General features: G+C 72.6%; 21 protein-coding genes. 10 read left to right on the forward strand and 11 right to left on the reverse strand.

Annotated features, from left to right (window positions below; translation table 11 throughout):
* Positions 1–33 precede the first annotated feature (33 nt).
* On the forward strand, positions 34–450 hold the full coding sequence (locus tag ACH5HR_RS16570) for a hypothetical protein (protein ID WP_416478927.1): 417 nt from the start codon (positions 34–36) through the stop codon (positions 448–450).
* A gap of 6 nt (positions 451–456) precedes the next feature.
* On the opposite strand, the gene ACH5HR_RS16575 is transcribed toward ACH5HR_RS16570, so the two are convergent.
* On the reverse strand, positions 457–837 hold the full coding sequence (locus tag ACH5HR_RS16575) for a VOC family protein (RefSeq protein ID WP_402378093.1): 381 nt from the start codon (positions 835–837) through the stop codon (positions 457–459).
* A 13-nt stretch (positions 838–850) separates the two neighbouring features.
* Complete coding sequence (locus tag ACH5HR_RS16580; RefSeq protein WP_416478929.1) at positions 851–1,357, reverse strand: YbaK/EbsC family protein; 507 nt, start codon at positions 1,355–1,357, stop codon at positions 851–853.
* Between the two features lie 89 nt (positions 1,358–1,446).
* Here ACH5HR_RS16580 and ACH5HR_RS16585 point away from each other — a divergent pair, with 89 nt between their 5' ends.
* Entirely contained in the window at positions 1,447–2,238 is a 792-nt protein-coding gene (locus ACH5HR_RS16585; protein WP_402378099.1) for an alpha/beta fold hydrolase, read from the forward strand.
* A gap of 3 nt (positions 2,239–2,241) precedes the next feature.
* On the opposite strand, the gene ACH5HR_RS16590 is transcribed toward ACH5HR_RS16585, so the two are convergent.
* The gene (locus ACH5HR_RS16590; RefSeq protein ID WP_416478931.1) at positions 2,242–3,468 is read right to left on the reverse strand and encodes an AI-2E family transporter; all 1,227 of its coding nucleotides are present in this window, start codon (positions 3,466–3,468) and stop codon (positions 2,242–2,244) included.
* 95 nt (positions 3,469–3,563) lie between these two features.
* Here ACH5HR_RS16590 and ACH5HR_RS16595 point away from each other — a divergent pair, with 95 nt between their 5' ends.
* Positions 3,564–4,037, forward strand: coding sequence for a cold-shock protein (locus ACH5HR_RS16595; protein WP_416478932.1), 474 nt, complete (start codon positions 3,564–3,566; stop codon positions 4,035–4,037).
* A 4-nt stretch (positions 4,038–4,041) separates the two neighbouring features.
* On the opposite strand, the gene ACH5HR_RS16600 is transcribed toward ACH5HR_RS16595, so the two are convergent.
* The 4 genes from ACH5HR_RS16600 to ACH5HR_RS16615 form a co-directional block, all read right to left on the reverse strand.
* The gene (locus ACH5HR_RS16600) at positions 4,042–5,187 is read right to left on the reverse strand and encodes a magnesium and cobalt transport protein CorA (protein WP_402378106.1); all 1,146 of its coding nucleotides are present in this window, start codon (positions 5,185–5,187) and stop codon (positions 4,042–4,044) included.
* Between the two features lie 312 nt (positions 5,188–5,499).
* A complete protein-coding gene (gene ddaH, locus ACH5HR_RS16605; RefSeq protein WP_416478934.1) occupies positions 5,500–6,258 on the reverse strand; it encodes a dimethylargininase in 759 nt (252 codons plus the stop codon).
* 127 nt (positions 6,259–6,385) lie between these two features.
* Positions 6,386–7,438 (reverse strand): zinc-binding dehydrogenase, encoded by a 1,053-nt coding sequence (locus tag ACH5HR_RS16610; protein ID WP_416478935.1) that lies wholly within the window; start codon positions 7,436–7,438, stop codon positions 6,386–6,388.
* Positions 7,439–7,440: 2 nt separating this feature from the next.
* The gene (locus ACH5HR_RS16615) at positions 7,441–7,932 is read right to left on the reverse strand and encodes an SRPBCC family protein (protein ID WP_416478936.1); all 492 of its coding nucleotides are present in this window, start codon (positions 7,930–7,932) and stop codon (positions 7,441–7,443) included.
* 121 nt (positions 7,933–8,053) lie between these two features.
* Here ACH5HR_RS16615 and ACH5HR_RS16620 point away from each other — a divergent pair, with 121 nt between their 5' ends.
* Positions 8,054–9,268, forward strand: a complete 1,215-nt coding sequence (locus ACH5HR_RS16620) for an FAD-dependent oxidoreductase (RefSeq protein ID WP_416478937.1) — start codon at positions 8,054–8,056, stop codon at positions 9,266–9,268.
* Here the strand turns inward: ACH5HR_RS16620 and ACH5HR_RS16625 are convergent.
* The gene (locus tag ACH5HR_RS16625) at positions 9,255–11,651 is read right to left on the reverse strand and encodes a LamG-like jellyroll fold domain-containing protein (RefSeq protein WP_416478939.1); all 2,397 of its coding nucleotides are present in this window, start codon (positions 11,649–11,651) and stop codon (positions 9,255–9,257) included. The two genes, ACH5HR_RS16620 and ACH5HR_RS16625, sit on opposite strands and share 14 nt — an antisense overlap.
* 268 nt (positions 11,652–11,919) lie before the next feature.
* On the opposite strand from ACH5HR_RS16625, the gene ACH5HR_RS16630 reads away from it, so the two are divergent.
* Positions 11,920–13,686: a calcineurin-like phosphoesterase C-terminal domain-containing protein gene (locus ACH5HR_RS16630; RefSeq protein ID WP_416478941.1), complete on the forward strand. Its 1,767-nt coding sequence runs from the start codon at positions 11,920–11,922 to the stop codon at positions 13,684–13,686.
* Here the strand turns inward: ACH5HR_RS16630 and ACH5HR_RS16635 are convergent.
* Positions 13,652–14,359 (reverse strand): DedA family protein, encoded by a 708-nt coding sequence (locus ACH5HR_RS16635; RefSeq protein WP_416478943.1) that lies wholly within the window; start codon positions 14,357–14,359, stop codon positions 13,652–13,654. The two genes, ACH5HR_RS16630 and ACH5HR_RS16635, sit on opposite strands and share 35 nt — an antisense overlap.
* Before the next feature lie 175 nt (positions 14,360–14,534).
* Here ACH5HR_RS16635 and ACH5HR_RS16640 point away from each other — a divergent pair, with 175 nt between their 5' ends.
* The 3 genes from ACH5HR_RS16640 to cutA all read left to right on the forward strand — a co-directional run bounded on the left by ACH5HR_RS16640 (position 14,535) and on the right by cutA (position 18,064).
* On the forward strand, positions 14,535–16,229 hold the full coding sequence (locus ACH5HR_RS16640) for an alpha/beta fold hydrolase (protein ID WP_416478945.1): 1,695 nt from the start codon (positions 14,535–14,537) through the stop codon (positions 16,227–16,229).
* A gap of 193 nt (positions 16,230–16,422) precedes the next feature.
* Positions 16,423–17,706 carry an MFS transporter gene (locus ACH5HR_RS16645; protein WP_416478947.1) on the forward strand — a complete coding sequence of 428 codons (1,284 nt, stop codon included), beginning with the start codon at positions 16,423–16,425 and terminating at the stop codon, positions 17,704–17,706.
* Between the two features lie 40 nt (positions 17,707–17,746).
* Entirely contained in the window at positions 17,747–18,064 is a 318-nt protein-coding gene (gene cutA / locus ACH5HR_RS16650) for a divalent-cation tolerance protein CutA (protein ID WP_416478949.1), read from the forward strand.
* Here cutA and ACH5HR_RS16655 read toward each other — a convergent pair.
* Positions 18,031–19,002: an AraC family transcriptional regulator gene (locus ACH5HR_RS16655; protein ID WP_416478951.1), complete on the reverse strand. Its 972-nt coding sequence runs from the start codon at positions 19,000–19,002 to the stop codon at positions 18,031–18,033. The genes cutA and ACH5HR_RS16655 overlap by 34 nt on opposite strands.
* A gap of 151 nt (positions 19,003–19,153) precedes the next feature.
* Between ACH5HR_RS16655 and ACH5HR_RS16660 the strand changes: the two genes are divergently transcribed.
* Both ACH5HR_RS16660 and ACH5HR_RS16665 read left to right on the forward strand, forming a co-directional pair.
* Positions 19,154–20,005: a Rossmann-fold NAD(P)-binding domain-containing protein gene (locus tag ACH5HR_RS16660; protein WP_416478953.1), complete on the forward strand. Its 852-nt coding sequence runs from the start codon at positions 19,154–19,156 to the stop codon at positions 20,003–20,005.
* Positions 20,002–20,457, forward strand: a complete 456-nt coding sequence (locus ACH5HR_RS16665; RefSeq protein WP_416478955.1) for an anthrone oxygenase family protein — start codon at positions 20,002–20,004, stop codon at positions 20,455–20,457. The genes ACH5HR_RS16660 and ACH5HR_RS16665 overlap by 4 nt, the downstream gene beginning before the upstream one ends.
* Positions 20,458–20,460: 3 nt before the next feature.
* Here ACH5HR_RS16665 and ACH5HR_RS16670 read toward each other — a convergent pair.
* Positions 20,461–21,114 (reverse strand): PKD domain-containing protein (locus ACH5HR_RS16670; RefSeq protein ID WP_416477238.1); only part of this gene is annotated, 654 nt, incomplete at its 5' end.

Consider the following 21,114-nt stretch of genomic DNA (forward strand, 5'->3'; position numbering starts at 1 on the left):
GCCGGACGGCGGCCCGGCCGTTAGCGTGGCCGCATGCTGCCCACGGGATGGATCGAACATCGGCGAACCGGCGACCGCGAGGTCGTCGGCTGGATCCGGCCCGACGGCGACGACTGGGTCGCCGTCTCGCTGCTGGGTCACGACCTGACCGAGCCGGTCGACTGGCTGGCCGCCGAGGAGGCGCTCGACGCGACGAGCCTGTCGTGGCTCGCCGACCCGTGGATGCTCGACCAGTCCGAGGGTGTTCCGCTGCGTGTCCGCCTGGTGGAGGTCACCCCGGACAAGGTCGTGGTGCAGACCGACGACTTCGGCGCGATCGACGCGCAGGTCGAGCGGTACGTGCTGCCATGGCCCGCTCCGCCGCGCCTGCGTCCCCGGCGGTCCGACGACCCCGACGGTCGGGTCTTCGCCGGAGCCCCTGTCGACGGGACGCCTCCCGTGCTGGACTGAACCGGGTCAGACCGGGTCGAGGCGCGCCCTGAGGAGGCAGAACTCGTTGCCCTCCGGGTCGGTGAGGACGTGCCACGCCTCATCGCCCGACTGGCCGATGTCCGCCGGGCGCGCACCGATACTCAGGAGGCGTTCGAGCTCGGCGTCCTGGTCGCGGTCGGTCGCGTTGACGTCGAAGTGCAGCGGGAGCTTTCCTCGCCTCGGGTCGTCGCTACGGCCGAGGACGATCGTCGGCTGCGGACCGCCGAACCCCGCCCGCGGACCGATCTCGATCGAGCCGTCCTCCTCGCGGTCGAGCTCGACGAAGTCCAGGACCTCGCACCAGAACCGGGCAAGGCGCTCCGGGTCGTGGCAGTCGAGGACGAGCTCGCTGATGCGGCACGCCATGGGATCTCTCCTCTCAGCCCGCTGAGCCTGCGGGCGCTTCGACCGGGACGGGCTCGCCGCCGGTGATCCGCACGAGCTCGTCGAAGGTCGTCGGGAACACCGTGCGAGCGTGACCGGCGGCTGCCCACACGACCGGGAACTCTGCCAGCGCGGCGTCGACGAGCGTTCGCACCGGTGCCGGGTGCCCGAGCGGCGCGACGCCGCCGATCACCTGGCCGGTCGCCTCCTTGACCGTCTCCTTCGACGCCCGCCCGACGCGTCCACCGAGGCGATCCCCGAGGAACCCGGTGTCCACCCGGTGCGCGCCGGAGGTCAGCACCAGCAGCGGTTCCTCGTCCAGCGTGAACACGAGCGAGTTCGCGATCCCGCCGGACTCGACGCCCAGCGCGCGTGCGGCGGCCGCGGCCGTGGTGACGGCGTCGTCGAACCAGCGGATGCCGCCGGCAGCGGAGGCGGCGCCGGCGGCCAGGAGGGCGGCACGGACCTGGTCGACGGCGGCATGGGACGTCGAGGCGTTCATGCCGCCGCAGCGTAGCGGTCGCGCGCGACAGGGGCTACCGTCACGGGGTGAGGTCCGGGATCCTTCTCCCGGGCCGTGGAAGGAGACGGATGACGCAGCACGTGTCGAGCGTGACCGGTGATCGCATCGGCTTCGACCGCTACGGCAAGGGGAGCCCCGCCGTCGTGTTCGTCGCGGGTGCCGGGCCGTACCGGGCGACCGACCCCGTCACCACGCGGACGGCGCAGCTCTGCGCCGAGCAGGGACTCACGACGCTCGTGTACGACCGGCTCGGGCGGGGCGACAGCCCCGCCGACGGACCGCTCGATCTCGATCGCGAGCTGCACGCGCTGTCCGCGGTGATGGATGCGGCCGGACCACCCGTGGTGCTGGTCGGGCACTCGTCCGGCGCCGCGATCGCCCTGTGCGCCGCGGACGCGGAGCTACCTGCGGCCGGCCTGCTGCTGTGGGAGGCGCCGCTGGCAGCACCCGCGGACGACGTCGCCCGGTGGATCATCGAGTTCGAGCGTCGTCTCGACGCCGAGGACTACGTGGGTGCCACCGAGCAGTACATGAAGGACATGCCACCGCAGTGGCTCGAGGGCCTGCGCGCCTCGCCCGACTTCGAGCTCCTGGCCCGCGCCGCGGTGAGCCAGCGGGCGGACGGTCAGGCCCTGGTCCGTGCCACCGACCTGGTCGAGACCGAGCGTCTGCGCGAGCTCGCCATCCCGGTGCTGGCCACCTACGGGTCGCAGACCGCCCCGGAGATGCCGACGGCCGCCGAGCGGATCGCCGGTGCCGTCACGCGCGGTGCGGTGGAAGAGGTCGCCGGCGCCCAGCACTCCTGGGAGCCGGAAGCGATGGCGGAGCGGATCGTGCGCTTCGCGCGCGGCGACGACTGACCGCTACCGCGCAGGATCCTGCTCGGCCGTGGTGCCGGGGGTGACGTCCGCGGCTGCTCCGGCGGCCGTGTCGTCCGTCTCGATCCCTCCGGCGGCGTCGACGTCGTCGGTGTCCGGCGAGGCCTCGACGTCGTCCGCGGTGCGCTCGGACGGGACGGCATCGGTGACGTCGTCGCCGGAGAGCCAGCGCAGCCAGTTGTTGCGAGGGTCGCCCTCCAGGACGAGCGCCCGCACGAGCAGGGTGAGCGGGATCGCCAGGATCGCGCCCAGCGGGCCGATCACGAAGGTCCAGAACACCACCGAGACGAAGCTGAGGGTGAGCGAGAGCGAGACGGCGTCCGCGACGAACTTGGGCTGCACGAAGACCTGCAGCACGACGTTGACGACGCAGTACACGGCGACGACGGCGAGCGCCAGCTGCCAGCCACCCACGACGAACCCCATGACCATCGGCGGGATGAGCCCGAGGACGAACCCGATGTTGGGCACGAAGTTGGTGACGAACGCGAGGATGGCCCAGATGCCCGCCCCGGGGACGTTCAGCAGCCACAGCGCGACGCCGTCGACCACCGCCACGATCGCACCGAAGGTCGCGTTGACCACGTAGTAGCGACGTACCCCGGTGCTGAACCGGGTGGAGCGGTCGATCGCGTCGGCGCGCGTGGTGCCGAAGTGCTCCTGCGCCGTGGCGTAGCGTGCGGCGTCGACGGCCATGAAGACGGCATAGGCCAACACGAAGAAGAAGGCGGTGCCGATGGTGACCACGGTCCCGCTGACGGTCCCGGCGACAGACAGGATGTTCGAGGGCTGCAGCCAGGACGTCACGGTGTCGGCGACCTGGGTGTCGATGCCCGTCGTCGCGAGGTAGCCCTCCACCTCGGCGACCGACCGGGCGAGCTCGGGGATGTAGCTCCGCACGAGCTCCGCGAACCGGAAACCTGCCCACGCCAGCATCGCGAGGAAGGCCGCGAGGATGAGGTAGGCGACGACCACGACGACGGTGGTGGCGGCCCAGCGTGGCCAGCCGCGAGCCTCGAGAGGGAACCGTACCGGGTGGCAGATGATGACGATCACGGCGGCGAGGAACAACGGTGCCAGGACGCCGGACGCGAGATGGACCGCGGCCAGCACGACAGCACCCGCGGCCAGCACGAGCAGCGTCCGGGCGGCAGGGCCGAGGCCCGGGTCCGTGCGGGACAGGACGGTAGGGGCGCCGGGCGTCGAGGTCACGCGTCGACCCTAACGGCCGGACTGGCACCCGGGCGCGGGCCGCGCCGACCGGTCCCGCCGTCGGCGTGCAGGGATATGCTGCGAGGAGGGTCGACGTGAGGTGGTGGCTGCCGGTGCGCGGCGAGGTGGTGCGGTACGACGCCGTCAAGGGCTATGCGTTCGTCGCGGCTGAAGGGCTGGAGGAGGACGTCTTCCTCCACGTCAACGACATCGACTTCGACAAGACGCTCATGGCGGTCGGCGCGGTGGTCGAGCTCGTCCACGAGGTGGGTGAGCGAGGGCCGCGTGCGGTCAGCGCGTCGCTCGTGCGGTCGCCCGTCGCCGATGCCGTCCAGGAGGCCCTGGGTGGCGGTCAGGTCCCGCTGGAGGGACCGAGGACGACGGCGGCGCCCGCCCCGAGCGGCCACGCGCACGACGGGTTCGCCGACGTCCTGTCGGCGGCCGAGCTGCGCAGCGAGGTCACCGAGCGGCTGCTCGCCTCGGCCGGTGACCTCACCGGACGGCAGGTACTCGCCGTGCGGGGCACCGTCGAGCAGATCGCCCGCGCCCACGGCTGGCTCGACTCCTGACGGGCTACATCCACTTCTTCCAGCGGAACACGCCGTAGAGGCCGACGCTCACCGCGAGCATGGCGAGCAGGGCCACCGGGTAGCCCCACGCCGCGTGCAGCTCCGGCATGAAGTCGAAGTTCATGCCGTAGACCGACCCCACCAGCGACGGGGCGAAGATGATCGCCGCCCAGCCGGAGATCTTCTTGACGTCGTCGCCCTGCCGGATCGAGACCTCGGTCAGGTGCGTCATCTCCTCGTTCTGACGCTGCGCCACCAGGGTCGCGTTCACCGTGAGGATGTCGCGCAGCACCACGCGGAAGGTCTCGACGGACTCGGCGACCTCGATGAGGTGGTCGGCGACGTCGCGCAGGTACGCCTGGAGCTCCTCGTCGACGTGGTACTTCTCGGCGCCCTTGGCCAGGGACTGGCACACGTTCTGCAGGGGGCGCACCGCGCGCTGGAAGTCGACCACCTCGCGCGACAGCTCGTAGATGCGCCGGGAGACGGACTTGTCGCCGGAGAACACCTCGGACTCGATCTGGTCGATGTCGAAGTCGAGGCCGGACACGACGGGTGCGTAGTCGTCCACGACGCGGTCCATGATCGCGTAGAGCACGGCCTCCGGGCCACGGGAGAGCATCTGCGGTGTCGACTCGAGGCGCCCGCGGACCGTGGCGAGGTCGGGGGAGTCGCCGTGGCGGACGGACACCACGAAGTCGGGACCCACGAACAGGTGCAGCTCGGAGAACTCCACCTCCTCGATGGAGTCCAGATAGCGCGCGGCGTGCAGGACGACGAACAGCGTGTCGCCGTACCGTTCGATCTTGGGCCGCTGGTGGGCCTGGATCGCGTCCTCGATGGCCAGCGGGTGCAGATCGAACTCGCGGGCGAGGGCGGCCAGCTCGCGTTCGTCGGGGCGCTCCAGGCCGATCCAGGCCATGCCGCCCGGCGTCGAGCGCAGAGCGCGGAACGTGTCCGCGAGCCGGGTGAACGACGCGGTGCGATGGCCGCCGTCGTCGTAGACGACGGCAGCCACGATGGCGGAGCGGGGCCGGAGCGGGGTCGGCGGCGTCGCTTCGGGGCCGACGGCGGGCGTGCCGCCGCGGCGCGGGCGCAGGGCCCCGAGGACCTGGCGGGGACGTGCCGAGCGAGGAGAGCTGAAGGCCATTGGGACTCCCAGGCGTGCAGGAACGGTGGTCTGCGTGCTGTGGATCCCGCGACTGAGGCGGCGTACCGGTACTTCGTTCAGGGACGGCGGCGTCCCGCGCGCAGCGCAGGACGGTATCGAGCCGAGGTCAGTCGCGGCTCGGACTACTAGGAGGCTCGCTGCGGGTCATGCGCGACACCTCCTCGCGGTTCGGGCGGCGTGGTCGCCGCATGCTCTGGGCCGGCCCAGTCTACTCCGGCCCAGGCCAGGGCGCCTGGACGCGGTCCGGTGACGTGGCTCACCGCTGTCGCGGGGCGGGTGGGTCGGGGGCGTTCAGCGCAGCCGCACCGACAGGCACGTCACACAGCCCTCAAGCTTCTCCAGCTCGGTCACCGGCGTGGTGACGACGTGCAGCCCGTGCTCGCGGAAGATCTCGGCGCTGCGCGGGGCGGCGGCGGACATCAGCACGGTGCGCTCGTCGAGGACGACGACGGCGGTGCCCTCCGGCTCGGGGACGGGCAGGAACCGCTCGAAGACGTCGGGGTCGTCGACCAGGGGAGGGTGCCCGACGACGGTGCCGTCCGGCAGGGCCGTGACCGCGCTCTTGAGGTGCAGCGCCTTCGAGACCGGCACAGCCACCACCTGCCACCCGCGGGGGGCGAGCAGCTCGTCCAGCGCGGCGATGCCGGCGTCGTCAGTCCGGGAGCTGCGTCCCACGTAGGCGGTGCGGCCCACCTTCAGCACGTCCCCGCCCTCGAGCGTGGCGGGTGCCGCGATCTCTGCGAGGTCGAGCCCGAGGCGCTCGACGACGGGACGTACCGAGTCGAGCTCGCCGCGACGGGACGCGGCGCCGGGCCGGGTGAGGACCGCCAGGTCGCCGAACACGACCACCGTGTCCTCGACGAAGACGCCGTCGGCGTGCTCGTCGGCCGGGTCCAGCTCGGTCACCGACCAGCCGCGCTCGCGGAACGCGGTGACGTACCGCTCCCACTGCTCACGGGCGAGGCCGGCGTCGACCGGCACGCGGTCCAGGTGGGTCAGCTCGCCCTCGGCGAGGCGGGGCGAGGGCGGTCGCACGAGAAGTCGATGCACCGGGCCAACGTAGCGCGCCGCCCCTTGCCCTTTTACCGATGTCGGTAGTTCGTGCCGAGATCGGTAGTGCGCACTACCGATCTCGGCACGCACTACCGACATCGGTAAAACGTGATGCGGTGGGGAGTCAGCGGCGCAGGTCGAGCACCGTCACGCCGGCGCGCGGGACGTCTCGCATCCCCGGCAGCAGCCGTGCGGCCGTCTCCAGGTCCACGACGTCGGTCACCAGGTCCTGCGGCCGCAGCGTGCCGTCGGCGACGAGCGCGAGCATCTCGGGGTAGTCGGAGGCGGCCATCCCGTGCGAGCCGAGCACGTCCAGCTCGAAGCCGATCACACGGTCCATCGGCACCCGCGGGTGATCGTCGACGGCGGGCAGCAGGCCCACCTGCACGTGCCGGCCACGGCGGCGCAGCGCCAGCACCGCCGTGGCGCAGGTGGTCTCCGAGCCGACGGCGTCGAGCGCGACGTGGGTGCCGCCGTCGGACAGCGCGTGCAGCCGCGCCACGACGTCGGAGGGGTCCGGGTCCTTGGACAGGATGGTGTGCTCGGCTCCCGCACGGCGGGCAGCCTCCAGAGCGTCGGGGTTCCGGTCGACGGCGATGACCCGGCCTCCGCGGGCGGCGGCCACCATGACGGCGCTCAGGCCCACGCCGCCCGCGCCGACGACGGCGACCCACTCCCCGGGCTGCACGCGGGCACGGTGGGCCACGGCGCGGTACGCGGTGGCGAAGCGGCAGCCGAGGCTCGCCGCCGCGACCGGGGTGACGCCGTCGGGCACCGCGACGAGGTTGGCGTCCGCCGCATGCAGGACGACGAGCTCCGCCCAGGAGCCGTGGTGCGTGAATCCGGGCTGGGTCTGGTCCGGGCACACCTGCGCGTCGCCGGACCGGCACCACTGGCAGGTACCGCACCCGCAGACGAAGGGCGAGGTGACGAGGTCGCCGGCCTGCCAGCGCTCGACGCCGGCGCCCACCTGCTCGACCACGCCCGCCAGCTCGTGGCCGGGCACGTGCGGGAACTCCGAGATGTCCGGGTCGTGGCCGGCCCATCCGTGCCAGTCGGACAGGCAGAGGCCCGTGGCGCGCACGCGGACCACCACACCGCCGTCGGGCGCCGTCGGGGCGGGCAGGTCGCGCACCGTGACCGGCCCGCCGGAGCGGTCGTAGGCGATCGCGCGCACCGTCAGCCTCCCTCGGCGATCCGCTTGACGGCCGCGAGGGTCGCGGGGATGCCCTCGCGCGCCATCTGCGTGCGGATCTCGACCTCGCGGTCGGTCTGGTCGCCGTATCGCTGGGCGAACGCCGCGATACCTGCGGGGGTGAACTCCCACGTCTCGGTGAGCTCGGTCGCGGCACCGTCGTCGAGCGCGCCCAGCATGTAGCTCCAGCGCACGAAGCCCTGGCCGACGATCCACGCGAACTCGCGGCCCGGGTCGGCGACGACCACCTGCGAGCGCGTCTCCCACGTGCGCTCCGGCGTCTCGTTGCGGCCGGTGAAGTGGGCGCCGACCCGCGGGGAGCCGCCCGGCTCCGGCGCGTCGGCCTCGTCCCACCAGCAGGCCTTGCACACGGGCGACCACTCCCCGGTGCGGGTCACGTCCGAGACGAGGGCGTAGACCTCGGCGGGTGGGGCGGCGATCGTGATCGAGTCGGCGTGGGTGAGCGCGTCAGCCATGTCGCGATGATGGCACGGCGAGGCGGGCGGGTGCCGGGCGACGGTCACGATTCGGCCCCGTGGTGGGCTCTTGCGCGGTCCGTGCTGGAAGAGCGGCTGCCGCGACGGCGTTGGGCCCGGTGTGAACCTGACCGACGCTCCGCGGAGCGCACCCGACGTGCCCGAGACGGCGGACGTCGTCGTGATCGGCGCTGGCCAGGCCGGGTTGTCGGCCGCGTACCACCTGCGACGCCGGGGCCTCGTGCCCGCTGGTGCCGCGCCGTCGGGCATCGACGAGGCACCACGCACCTACGTGGTGCTCGACGCCGAGGACGGGCCCGGGGGAGCGTGGCGGCACCGCTGGCGCTCGTTGCGGATGGCCACGGTGAACGGCATCTACGACCTGCCCGGGGTGGAGCAGCCGGGGGTCGACCCGGAGGCGGCGAGTGTCGACGTGCTGCCCGCGTACTTCGGCGACTACGAGAGCGACCTCGGGCTCGCCGTCGTGCGGCCTGTGCGGGTCCGCCGGGTCGAGCGGGCGGCCGACGACGCCGGGCTCCTGGTCCGCTGGGAGGTCGCCGGGCGGTCCGGCGTGATCGCGGCGCGAGCGCTCATCAGCGCGACGGGGACGTGGACCAAGCCGTTCTGGCCGTACTACCCGGGCCAGGAGTCGTTCCGCGGCCGGCAGCTGCACACCGCCGACTACGTCCGCGCGGAGGATCTCGCCGGCGCGCGGGTCGCCGTGGTGGGCGGCGGGATCTCCGCCGTGCAGCTGCTCGACGAGATCTCGCACGTGGCCGAGACGTTCTGGTTCACGCGCCGCGAACCGGTGTGGCGCAAGGAGTTCGGGCCCGACGAGGGATCGCGTGCGGTCGCCATGGTCGACCAGCGCGTCCGCGAAGGGCTGCCACCGCAGAGCGTCGTGTCCGTCACGGGCCTGATCCGCACGCCGTCGCTGCGTGCGGCTGCCGAGCGCGGGGTCCTCAAGCGGCGGCCGATGTTCTCGCGGATCGTGCCCGAGGGTGTCGTCACGGCGGACGGCGACGCGCTGCCCGTCGACGCCATCTTCTGGAACACGGGGTTCCGCGCGGCCCTGGACCACCTGCGGCCACTGCGCCTGCGGGCCCCGGGCGGGGGCATCCGCATGGACGCCACGCAGGTGGCCGGCGAGCCGCGGGTGCACCTGGTGGGGTACGGGCCGTCGGCGTCGACCGTCGGGGCGAACCGTGCCGGGCGCGAGGCCGTGGCGCGGATCCTGCGGTTCCTCTCCGCCGAGGACGAACGGCTGCCCGCGCCCCACGGGGCACGGGGAGCCGGGAGCCGTCGAGGCTCCAGCGGTGACGTCAGGGCGAGGTGAGGTCCGCGACCTGTCCGTCCGCGACGGTGGCGACCTGGTCGGCCGTGAGGGCACCCTGGTAGACCTGCAGGTCGTCCACGTCACCCTGGAACGGCGTGTCCCACCAGTTGACGCCGAGGGCGAAGACGCCGTCGTCGGTGGTGAACACGTCCGGGAACCCGGTCCCGGTGTGCACCGCCACGCCGTCCAGGTAGACCGTCACCGCACCGGTCTCGACGGTGAAGGCCAGGTGCGACCAGGTGTCGGTCGGGATCTGCGTCCCGGTCAGGCCGTCGTAGTAGGTGGTCGAGCCCGCCCAGAGCATCGTGCGGTGCTCGTCCCAGCCGGACGGCACGAGGCTCAGCCAGTTGACGTCGTCGCGGGCGCCGAAGAACGCCGTCGTGAAGTCGGTCAGCCGTTCCGGGCGCAGCCACAGGCTCACCGAGTAGTCCTGCCCGGAGAGCAGCCCGTCCGGCAGACGCACCCCGCTGGAACCGTCCAGGTGGACCGCGTCGCCGTGCACGCCCTCGGTGAAGGAGAGCTGGCCGCCCTCGGAGTCGACGCGGTCGCCCGTCACCGTGCCCGCTGCGGCGCCGCCGGTGGCGGCCAGGTCGCCGTCGAAGGCGTAGCGGGCGACCAGACCGGGTGCCGGCAGCACCGGCACGGTGAGGTCGAAGGTCGACGCCGCGGTCGCGTCGCCGCTGGTGATCGTGGCGGTCAGGGTGACGACGGCGTCCTGCTCGGACGGCCGGGTGACCGTGCCGTCGGCGGTGACGACCGACTCGTCGCTGGACGTCCAGGCGATCGACGCACCATGGGTGCCGACGGTCGGCAGGTCGAGGTCCGCGACCACCGAGCCGGTGCCCGGCAGAGTGAGGTCCGTGGCGACCGCGTCGACGATCTCCTGGTCGCTGAGGGGTGCCAGGGCGCTTCCCCACAACGGCACGCCCTCGGTCCCGACCACGCTGAACGTCGTGACCCACCGCTCGCCGGTGGGGTCCCACTCGCGGGTGACGGCGCCGTCGTAGGCCTCGCCGTCGATGGTCAGGTGCAGGCGGTTCTTCTGGTACTGGCGCCAGCGGCCGTCGACGGCGCCGGTGACGGTGCCGTTCTGGTTCAGCGTGACGGTGGTCGCCCGGCGGATCTCGGGGCTGATGGTCTTGTCGTGCTCGATGAACCGGTAGTCGCCGACGAGCTGCTTGCGCACGAACTTCGAGGTGTCGTTGCCGCCGGCGTACCGGTAGGGAGCGACGACGGGCCACCCCTCGGCGTTCATCGACATCTCGTGCACGCGGATCTGGTGCCGCTCGCCCTGCTCGGGGAAGCGGCTGTGGAAGATCAGCAGCATCTCGCCGGTCTCGGGGTCGACGTACGTGGTGTTGTGACCGGGGGAGACCTTGCCGTCGCCGATGCCGGTGCCCGGCGCGCCGACCTCTCGCTGGAACTGGTAGCTGCCCATCAGCTTGACGCCGTACGGCTCGATGGTGGCGTCGTCGAAGATCGGCAGGTCGGGGTTCGAGCGGACCTCGCGCATGTCGTGGCCCGCGGCGTCGACGAAGGGTCCGTCAGGATTCGGCGAGCGCATCACGCGCATGTTGTAGCCCTCGGTGGCGCCCAGCCCGCCGAACGAGGTGAACAGGTAGTAGTGCTCCGTCTCGGGGCTGTACATCATGGACGGGCCTTCGATGCGGCTGTGGTTGCCGCCGGTCAGGTGCGTGCCGTAGCCCTGGTCGGGCAGCGGGAGGCCGGTGCCCGGGTCCAGCTCCAGGATGAAGATGCCGCCCGAGAACGACCCGTAGACCATCCAGAGGTTGCCGTCGGCGTCGTAGAAGACGTCGGGGTCGACGGCGTTCGGGTGCACCAGAGCGTCGTAGGGGGTGCCGTCCTCGCTGGGCCCCTCGCCGTCTCGGTGCCCGGACCGCAGCAGGATGCCGAGGTCCTCGTAGGGGCCGTCGACGCTGTCTGCCACCGCGACGCCGAGCGCGCTGCGCGGCGAGCTGCCCTCGCAGGCGTTGTAGTACATGTAGAACTTGCCGTCGGCCTCGAGCTGGATGACGTCGGCGGCCCACAGGGTGTCGGACTCCGCCCACTCGAACGTCTCCGCGAGCTCGGTGGTGACGTCGTCGAACAGCGGGTTCTGCGGCGTGACGAGGTTGGCCGCCTGCTCCCACTGCACGAAGTCCTCGGTCGTGGCGGCGGCCAGGTGCGAGCCGAAGACCCAGTGCTCGTCGCCCACGCTGACCAGGGACGGGTCGTGGGTCTCGGCGTCGACGAAGACGGGCGGTGGCGGGTCGGCCGGGGTGGGTGGGGCCGCGCCGGCCGATCCGGCGGTGGCGGCGGCCAGCGGCAGGGTCAGGCAGGCGGCGGCGAGTGTGGCGATGCGGCGTGACCAGCGGCTGGTCATGGTGGCTCCTCGGTGTTCGTCGTCGAACGGTCCGTCGTCGGTCCGGGTGTTACATCGATGTAGAAGTGGAGTGTACATCTGCTCCTCGCGGCCACGGATGGTTGCCCCGGCGACGCATGAAGTTCGTCGAGCCGTCGTGGCCAGGTCAGCCGGTCTTCACGCTCGGTTGTCAACGTGATCGCGGGTCGGCAGGAGGCCGGCCCACGATCACGACAGGAGAACCTCAGTGAGATCTACTGCCAGCCGATCGACCACCCTCTCGACCCGGATGCTCGCACTGACCGGCGGCGGGCTCGCGCTCGTCCTCACCGGCACGCTGCTCCCGTCCGCCACCGCCGCACCCGGAGCGCACGACCGCCCCTGGGCCGAGTCTGCCTACCGGGGCTCCGTCGACGTCGTCGCCGGACCCGCCGAGGACCAGCAGACCATCGACGGTGTCGTCTTCGTCGACAAGGACCAGGACTCCGTGCAGGACCGCAAGGAGCGCGGGCTGCGCGGCGTCACCGTCACCAACGGTCGCGACGTCACGACGACGGACCGCCGGGGCCGCTACGAGCTCCCGGCGTTCGACAACATGACGGTCTCCGTCACGCAGCCGCGCGGCTACCAGGTGCCGGTGGACGACGACAACGTCGCCCAGTTCTTCTACCACCACCTGCCCGAGGGCTCGCCGGAGCTGCGTTACGGCGGCCTGGAACCGACCGGTCCGCTGCCGGAGGCCGTGAACTTTCCGCTCGCCAAGAGCAAGGCCACCAGGACCGCCGACCAGCACTGCCTCATCGGTGGCGACATCCAGACCTACAACCAGGACGAGGTGGAGTACGCCCGGAACGGTGCCTTCACCGACCTCGCCGCGCGGACCGACTACACCGGGTGCGGCGCGCTGTTCATCGGCGACGTCGTCGGGGACGACCTCTCGCTGTACCCGCAGACGCGCGAGCTCGTGGGCATGCTCAACGGCCCGGCGAGGTTCCTGCCCGGCAACCACGACCTGGACTACGACGCCACGAGCAGCGAGCACACCTTCGACACGTACCGGGCCGAGATCGGGCCCGAGTACTACTCCTACGACGTGGGCCGGGCGCACGTCGTCGCGCTGAACACCGTCGAGTACCCCGTGGGCAGCTCGTACACCGGCGCCCTCGACGAGCGTCAGCTCGAGTGGCTGCGCAACGACCTCGCGCAGGTGCCGCGGCACAAGCTCGTCGTCATCGCCGCGCACATCCCGCTCCTGGACTACGCCGACCAGGGCAGCAGCAAGCACCAGGTCGCCCAGGTCGAGGAGATCTACGAGCTGCTGGAAGGGCGCAGGGCCATCGCCCTGGGTGGCCACACCCACAGCCTCGAGAACCTCCGCGAGGGCGACAGCCTGGAGGGCTGGTCCGAGGTCATGGGCGTCGACGAGCTGCCGTTCCCGCACATCACCGCGGGAGCGATCTCCGGCGACTGGTACTCCGGCGACCTGCTGCCGCAGGGCTACCCGACGGCGCTCCAGCGCGACGGCGGCCAGCCCGGCGTGCTCACCCTGGACATCAAGGGCCATCGGGTCCAGGAGCGCTTCACCGTCCGCGGCGCGGACGAGTCGCACCAGATGGCGCTCGGCGTGAACACGCCCCGCTACCGCGAATGGTTCGCCGCCCACCGCTCCGCCGTCGGCTCCGCGCCGGAGTACGCCGACCCGCTCGTCGTGTCGCCGGCCGACCTGGGCGACACCACGTGGCTCACCACCAACTTCTGGATGGGCGGCACCGGCTCGACCGTCACCGCGACGATCGACGGCGGGGAGCCCGTCGAGGCGGTGCGCACCCAGCCCATGCAGGGCGAGGGGCAGAAGATCGGCGCCGAGTGGTCCGACCCGGTGGCCGTCCAGCAGCAGCTGGTGCACGGCGGCAGCGTCGCGGAGCGTTCCATGCACCTGTGGCGCCTCGAGCTGCCCGCGGACCTGGCGTCCGGGGAGCACACCGCCGAGGTGACCGCCACCGACGTCCACGGACGCCAGTTCACGGACACGCTGACGTTCGAGGTGACCGAGTGACGGGAGCGTGACGACGGGCCGGTGGCGCCGCGGCAGAGTGCCCGTCGCGGTCGCCGCCGGCGCCGGCGTCACGGGCCGCTCGCCTGCTCTCCATGCGCCGCATCGCCGCCTCGAGGGCGAGGCCGAGCAGCAGCGCGCTGAGCATGCCGACCGCGATGGCGAGCAGCGGGCTGCTGCCCAGCAGCCAGTGGGCGCCGACGGCGATGGTGGCGTTGTAGGCCGACCAGAGGACGGCCGCGACACCGGCCGCCAGCGTGAACCTGGCGGGTGAGTACCCCAGGGCGCCCGCGCTCACGTTCACCCCGACGCGGCCCACGGGGATGAATCGGCCGACGATGACGAGTGTGGCTCCTCGCCGGTCGAGGGCTGCGCCGGCGCGGGCGAGCATGCGCTGACCGCGCGGGCCGCGCAGCCCGGGGATCTTGCGCAGCGAGACGCGGCGGCCGAGCGTGAAGGCGAGCAGGTCTCCGAGCAGTGCGCCGCCGGCCGCGGCCAGCACGAGCAGCAGCAGGTGCGGGCCGGTCCCCGCGGCGGAGAGGACGGCGGCGGTGATGAGCACCGTCTCGCTGGGGATCGGAGGGAACACACCATCGATTACCGCTAGCACGAGCACGACGGCGAGCAGCCAGGGGGAGTCGCCCAGCTGCACGGCGAAGGCCTCGATGTGGTTCAACAGCTCCACGATGCGTACGTCCCCTCGGTATGACTGCTCACCAGTCAAGGTGGCGGCGCGCGCCAGTGGCTATGGGGTGTCACCCCGAGAGGCCCCTGGTCTTGGCCCCGAGAGGCCGAGCAGGGGTGGCGCCCGGAGCAACCGTCCTGCATGGTGGTGTGCGATGAATCGGTCGATGACGCCCCACCGCCTCCGTTCTTTCACCACCACGGTCACCGCCCTGGCTGCCGGTGCGCTGCTCGCCGCCGGTCTCCCGGCCCCGGCCACAGCCACGGCAACTGCCGGCGCCGCCCCGGCCGCCGCCCCGACCGACACCACGCAGGTCGACGCGCCCGTGCCGAAGATCGACTGGCAGCCCTGCGACGACGCCGCAGGCTTCGACTGCGCCGAGGTCGAGGTCCCGAGCGACTACGACCGACCTCACGGCCGCACCACCACGATCGCGCTCACCCGGCTGCCGGCCACGGACACCGAGAACCGGATCGGCAGCGCCCTGGTCAACTTCGGCGGCCCCGGCGGCCCCGGCGTGGAGAACCTGCACGCCGTGGGCGAGGTCATGGCCGACCCGGAGGTCCGCGCCCGGTTCGACCTGATCGGCTTCGACCCGCGTGGCGTCGGCGGCTCCGACCCGGTGACGTGCTTCCGCGACGCGGAGGAGGAGCAGGAGTTCCTCGCCCGGCTGCCGGAGATGCCGATCACCCGCGCGGAGGAGCGCCGCACCGTCGCGGGGTTCGCCCGGATCGCCACCGGCTGCCAGGTCGTGTCCGGCGAGCGCCTGGCGACGGCGTCGACGGCGAACGTGGCGCGTGACATGGACGTGCTGCGGCAGGCGCTGGGCGACGAGCAGCTCACGTACATCGGCTACTCGTACGGCACGATCCTCGGCGCCACCTACTCGGCGCTGTTCCCGGAGCGGGTGCGCGCCCTGGTGCTCGACGGCACGATCGACCCCGTGGCCTGGTCCGGGAAGGGCTCGGACGACCCGATCGCCACGCGCCTGGGGCAGGCGGAAGCCACCACTGAGACGTTCGCCGAGTTCAACCGGTTGTGCGCCGAGGCGGGACCGGGTGCGTGCCCGCTGGCCGCGCTCGGTGATCCAGCCACGATCACCGAAGAGGTCTTCACCACGCTGCGCGAGGGGCCCGTCGAGGTACCGGCCGGTGACGGCACCACGATCCCGGTCACCTACGGGCAGATGGTCTCGACCTCGTTCCAGGCGATGTACGGCACCTCGGCGTGGCCGCAGCTGTCGCTCGCGTTCACCCAGGTCGCGGTCGCCGCCGGCATCGGTGAACAGCCGCCGTCCGCCAGGATGCACGGCCCGTCGCTGGATGACCTGCTGCGCGAGATCGGCATCGTGGAGGAATATCCGTCCCTCGGCAGCTCGCTCGCTGCGCAGTGCATGGACACCGCTGAGCCGCTGTCGCTGTGGCAGTACCCGGCCTATGTCGACGACCTGGACGAGGCGCACCCGCACTTCGGGCGCCTGCGCGGGTGGACCGGCGCGGTGTGCGCACCGATGGTCCTGCGCGACGAGGACGCCTACACCGGTCCGTGGGAGCAGACCACGCAGGCGCCGGTCATGGTGATCGGCACCCGCCACGACCCCGCCACGCCGTACCACTTCACGGCGCCGTACGCGGCCCACTACGACGACGCGCGGGTGATGACCGTCGAGGGCTGGGGGCACACCACCCTCGGCGCGAGCACCTGCGCGGACGCGGCGATCGCCCGGTACCTCGTGGACGGCGAGGCGGACGACGGCGCGACGTGCGAGCAGGACGTCGAGCCCTTCGCCCCGGTGCCGCAGCGTTCCGACCGTGCGGACCTGCGTACCGAGGTCGGCCGGTCCGCCTGGTGGGGCCTCTGAGCGGCCGGTAGCACGCGGACCGGTCGGTGACCGACGGCGACGCAGGTCACTGCGCACTCGCGTGACCCGGTGTACCGTCGTGGCGGGTCGGCAGATCGATCTGGACAGGCTTGTGTATCTACCGGGTGCTCCTCGCGCCAACGGCGGCACGACGCATCGTGCGGCTGTGCCGCGCTGGAGGAGACCGACGAACATGACCTTGACGCACCATCGGGGTGAGCCCCGTGCCACCGCCGAGCAGCCCCTCGACGACGCGGAGCCCACGCTGGTCCAGGTGATGGGCCGCACCTACTTCCCGCTCGCGTTCGTCGCGCGGCTGCCCTTCGCCATGATGGTCGTGGGCGTGCTGACCCTCGTCGTGGCGGGTCGGGACTCCCTGACCCTCGGCGGCGCGACGTCGGGCATGGTCGGCCTCGGTGGCGCCGCGATCGGTCCGCTCGTCGGAGCATGGGCCGACCGTGCCGGCCAACGCCGAGTCCTCCTGGCGACGGCCGCGGTCAACAGCGTGCTGCTGCTCGCCCTGACCGCCGCCGTCTACGCGACGGTGCCCGACGCCGCCGTGCTTGCCATCGCCTTCGCCATCGGGGCCACCTCGCCGCAGGTCCCGCCGATGTCGCGCAGCCGGCTCGTCGGAGTCATCCGCTCCCGCCTGTCGGCGCCCCGACGACCTGCCGCCCTCAGCCGGACGATGTCGTACGAGTCCGCGGTCGACGAGATCGTGTTCGTCGTCGGCCCCTTCGTGGTCGGGCTGCTCGCCGCGACGCTGGGGCCAGCCGCGCCGATGATCGCCGCCGCCGCGCTCACCGCGCTCGCGGTCGGGGCGTTCGCTCTGCACGCCAGCGCCCGCCCGACGGCGGTGCCCACCTCGCGCACGGCGCCCGCCTCGGGTCCGGGCCGGGTGGCGCAGGCGCCGGCCCGCGAGCTGTGGCGCCCACGTGTGCTGGTTCTCGTCGCCGGGTTCGTCGGCGTCGGCCTGTTCTTCGGCTCCGTGCTCACGGCCATGTCGGCCTACACCGGGGACGCCGGTCACTCGGAGCGGGCCGGGCTGCTCTACGGGTTCATGGGGATCGGGTCCGTCGTCTCGGCGCTCGCGGTCTCCGCCTTCCCGGTGCGGTTCAGCCTGCGCTCGCGCTGGCTGGTCTTCGCCGTCGTGCTGCTGGTCGGGGCCGCCGTCGTGGCCGTCGCGCCGTCGACCGGCATGCTGGTCGTGGGCCTGCTGGTGGCCGGGCTCGGCATCGGGCCCAGCCTCGTGACGGTCTACTCGCTCGGCTCGGAGCGCAGCCCGGCCGGCCGGGGAACCACGCTCATGACGATGCTCGGGTCGGCGGTCATCCTCGGCCAGTCGATCGCGGCGGCCGCCACCGGAGCGCTCGCCGACACGCTCGGCACCTCGGCGGCGATGGCCGTGCCCCTCGTCGCCGCCGGGGTCGTCCTGGCCTCGGCCGCGGCGAACTGGCGGCTCACCGGCCGAGGATGACCAGGGTCGTCCCGGGTGGCTCGGGGCTACCGTCGAAGCCATGGAAGACATCGTGCAGGTGACCACCACGATCGACACCGAGGACGGCGCGAGCCGCCTGGCACGGGAGGCCGTGGCCGCGCGGCTGGCGGCCTGCGGTCAGGTCGACGGACCGGTGTCGAGCAGCTTCCGGTGGGACGGCAGCGTGACCACGGAGGCTGAGTGGCGGCTGACGCTCAAGACGACGGCTGCGAGGGCCCCGGAGCTCGAACAGTGGCTCGCCGGTCACCATCCTTACGACGTGCCCGAGGTGCTGCGGGTCCCGGTGATCGGGGGCAACCCCGACTATTTCGTCTGGGTGGCCGCCGAGGTGAGCTGACCTGTCGTCCGACGGCGGTGCTCGGCCGGGCTCACACCACGGACCCGCTTGAACGCGGCGCTCAGCGCAAAGGGTGAGGCGTAACCGACCGCGCGGGCCACGGAGGTCAGCGTGGCGCCGTCGTCGGCGAGCAGCATGTCCGCGGCGAGGTCGAGCCGCCAACCGGTCAGGTAGGCCATGGGCGGTTCACCGACCAGCTCCGTGAACCGCCGGGCGAACGCCGCACGGGACAGCCCCACCTCCCGCGCCAGTGTCTCGACGGTCCACGGCCGGGCCGGGTCGTGGTGGATCAGTCGCATCGCGACGCCGACGGCGGGGTCGGCGTCGGCGCGGTACCAGCCCGGTCCCTGCGGGTGGTCCAGCCAGGCGCGCAGACAGGTGATGAGCAGCAGGTCGAGCAGGCGGTCGAGCACGGCCTCCTGACCGGGCAGGTCCTGCACCACCTCGCGGGCGAGCAGGTCCACCAGGGTGGGGTCCACGTCGCCACGCCGCAGGACGACGCGGTGCGGCAGCACGCGCAGGAGACGGCGACCGACCGCTCCGTCCAACGGGTAGGTGCCGGTGATGATGACGGTCTCGCCGTCGAGGTTGTTGCCCCAGGACCGCACGCCGAACACCGTCATCGGAGACGGTCCGCCGTCGATCGCGCGGCAGACGTCGCTCGGCCCGACGACCACGGTGGGCGCCGTGGTGGGGGAGTCGGCGATCACGTAGTGCTCGGGTCCGCGCAGCAGGACGACATCGCCCGCCTCGACGCTGGTGCCACCGTCGTCCTGCGAGCCGGTGGGCCCCACCCAAGCCGAGCCGCGCAGCACGGGGACGATCGTCAGTGGCGCCTCGTCCTCGATGCGCATGCTCCAGGGTGCGCGCAGGTGGCTGCGCAGCAGGAACGCACCCCGCGCGCGAGGGCCGTCGAGCAGCCCGGAGACGACGTCCATGCGGTCAGCGTAGGCCCATGACGTGGCGTCCGGCGAGACGATGGCACATGTATCAGAGTGTTTGAGCGATGGATCGTCTCGTGGCCGGCGGGTTGACTCGGGGAGGTCAGCACACCTTGCAACGGAGGTCACCATGTCCCAGCATCAGCCCATGCCCGCACCGTCGCCCGCCACGGCAGCGGCTCGCGGCACCGTCGCCGTCCTCGGCGCGACCGGCAAGACCGGCCGGCGGGTCGCCGACCGGCTGGACGCGCTCGGCGTGCCTGTCCGCCGCGCCTCGCGAAGGACAGCGCCCCGGTTCGACTGGGCGGACGAGTCCACCTGGCCGGCGGTGCTCGACGGCGCCACCGCCGTCTACGTCGCTTACGCGCCCGACCTCGCGATCGCCGGAGCACCGGAGACCGTGACCCGGCTCGCCGTCGCCGCCCGCGACGCGGGGGTGCGGCGACTGGTGCTCCTGTCCGGGCGCGGGGAGGCCGAGGCGCAGCGCGCCGAACGGATGGTCGCCGAGGTGTTCCCCGCGCGGACCGTCGTGCGGTGCGCGTTCTTCGCCCAGAACTTCGACGAGAGCTTCCTGCTCGAGCCATTGCTCGAGGGTGAGCTCGCTCTGCCCGTCGGCGACGTGACCGAGCCGTTCGTCGACCTCGAGGACGTGGCCGAGGTCGCGGTGGCCGCCCTGACCGACGACGCGCACGCCGGAGAGGTCTACGAGCTCACCGGACCGCGATCACTGACGTTCGCCGGCGCCGTCGCCGAGATCGGTGCCGCGGCAGGTCGCGACCTGCGGTTCGTGCGCACCACCATGGCGGAGTTCGTCGAGGGCCTCGCGTCGGCGGGCCTGCCCGCCGAGGACGTCGGTCTCCTGGAGTACCTGTTCACCGAGGTGCTGGACGGCCGCGGGTCGCCCGTCGTCGACGGAGTCCAGCGGGCACTGGGCCGGGCGCCGCGCGACTTCGCGGAGTATGCCGTCCGCGAGGCCGCCGACTGGGCGCCGCGCGCATGACTGCGTACGACGTGCTCGTCGTGGGTGCCGCCGTCGCGACCGGCCTCGCCGGTGGGGTGCTCTACGCGTTCTCGGCCTTCGTCATGGCGGGGTTGCGGCGCCTGCCGCCCGACGACGGCGCAGCCGCCATGCGCGCGATCAACCGGGACGCTCTGCGTCCGCCCCTCATGGTGCTGCTGCTCGCGGCCGTCGGGCTGCCCGTGGCGGGCGCCGTCGTCGGGCTCGCGACCTCGGCGCCGGGGGCGACGTGGGCTGTCGCGGGAGCCGTGGTGGCGGTGGTCGGGATCCTCGGGGTCACCGGGTTCGGCAACGTCCCGCTCAACGACCGGCTGGAAGCCGCCGAGGATCCCGGCGCTGAGTGGCAGCGCTTCGTCGGGCCGTGGTTACGGTGGAACCACCTGCGGACCGTGGCGGGGGCGGTCGCCGCGCTCCTCTTCATCGTTGCCGCCTGACGGTCAGGGTTGGACGAGGCGGACCTCGGCGTCGTGGACCTCGATGGGGTAGGTGGTGTCGGTCGTGGTGGCTTGGCCGGGCACGTCGGTCCAGGTGGGGGTGCCGGTGATGCGGAACTGGCCGTGCCAGGTGGTGGTCAGGGTGACCGAGTAGGTGCCGGGGGCGGGGTAGGGCAGGTGGATCGCGGTGGGGGTGTCCCACGGTCCGCCGGGGTGGTCGGTGACCACGGCCTCGGTGCCGTCACCGGGATCCCACGTGTACTCGGCCGGCACGGCACGGATCTGCACGGGCACCCCGAGCAGGGTGGTGTCCAGCATCTGGGGGGTGTCGTCCGTGCGGGGGTGGACCCCGAAGTTGACGATGGCCCAGTCGCGTTCGGCGTGCAGGGCGATCTGGGCGGGGTCGATAGGCATGGCCTTGAACTCGCGGGTGGCGGCGTCCAGCAGGTCGGCCGGGGTGACGCAGGCGCCCTCGTCGACCAGCTCGGCGGGCCTCTGGGCGTCGCCTGGCTGGTCGGTGAGAGCCCACAGCCCGGCGAGCTCGTAGGAGTCCTCGTCACAGTCCAGCCCGTCGTAGGCGATCTCGGTGCCCTCTTCGCACGCCTCGGCCAGCAGGGTCGCGTCCAGGTCCCGCAGCCAGCACTGATGCACCGTGGC

It is taken from the genome of Isoptericola maris, assembly GCF_048065335.1.
Classification (GTDB): Bacteria; Actinomycetota; Actinomycetes; order Actinomycetales; family Cellulomonadaceae; genus Isoptericola; species Isoptericola rhizosphaerae.

Excerpts from the sequence above, each read along its gene's own strand:
- ACH5HR_RS16570 (WP_416478927.1), top strand. The coding sequence starts at position 34 with ATGCTGCCCACGGGATGGATCGAACATCGGCGAACCGGCGACCGCGAG.
- ACH5HR_RS16575 (WP_402378093.1), bottom strand. The coding sequence starts at position 837 with ATGGCGTGCCGCATCAGCGAGCTCGTCCTCGACTGCCACGACCCGGAG.
- ACH5HR_RS16580 (WP_416478929.1), bottom strand. The coding sequence starts at position 1,357 with ATGAACGCCTCGACGTCCCATGCCGCCGTCGACCAGGTCCGTGCCGCC.
- ACH5HR_RS16585 (WP_402378099.1), top strand. The coding sequence starts at position 1,447 with ATGACGCAGCACGTGTCGAGCGTGACCGGTGATCGCATCGGCTTCGAC.
- ACH5HR_RS16600 (WP_402378106.1), bottom strand. The coding sequence starts at position 5,187 with ATGGCCTTCAGCTCTCCTCGCTCGGCACGTCCCCGCCAGGTCCTCGGG.
- ACH5HR_RS16615 (WP_416478936.1), bottom strand. The coding sequence starts at position 7,932 with ATGGCTGACGCGCTCACCCACGCCGACTCGATCACGATCGCCGCCCCA.
- ACH5HR_RS16625 (WP_416478939.1), bottom strand. The coding sequence starts at position 11,651 with ATGACCAGCCGCTGGTCACGCCGCATCGCCACACTCGCCGCCGCCTGC.
- ACH5HR_RS16630 (WP_416478941.1), top strand. The coding sequence starts at position 11,920 with ATGCTCGCACTGACCGGCGGCGGGCTCGCGCTCGTCCTCACCGGCACG.
- ACH5HR_RS16640 (WP_416478945.1), top strand. The coding sequence starts at position 14,535 with ATGACGCCCCACCGCCTCCGTTCTTTCACCACCACGGTCACCGCCCTG.
- ACH5HR_RS16645 (WP_416478947.1), top strand. The coding sequence starts at position 16,423 with ATGACCTTGACGCACCATCGGGGTGAGCCCCGTGCCACCGCCGAGCAG.
- cutA (WP_416478949.1), top strand. The coding sequence starts at position 17,747 with ATGGAAGACATCGTGCAGGTGACCACCACGATCGACACCGAGGACGGC.
- ACH5HR_RS16655 (WP_416478951.1), bottom strand. The coding sequence starts at position 19,002 with ATGGACGTCGTCTCCGGGCTGCTCGACGGCCCTCGCGCGCGGGGTGCG.
- ACH5HR_RS16660 (WP_416478953.1), top strand. The coding sequence starts at position 19,154 with ATGCCCGCACCGTCGCCCGCCACGGCAGCGGCTCGCGGCACCGTCGCC.
- ACH5HR_RS16665 (WP_416478955.1), top strand. The coding sequence starts at position 20,002 with ATGACTGCGTACGACGTGCTCGTCGTGGGTGCCGCCGTCGCGACCGGC.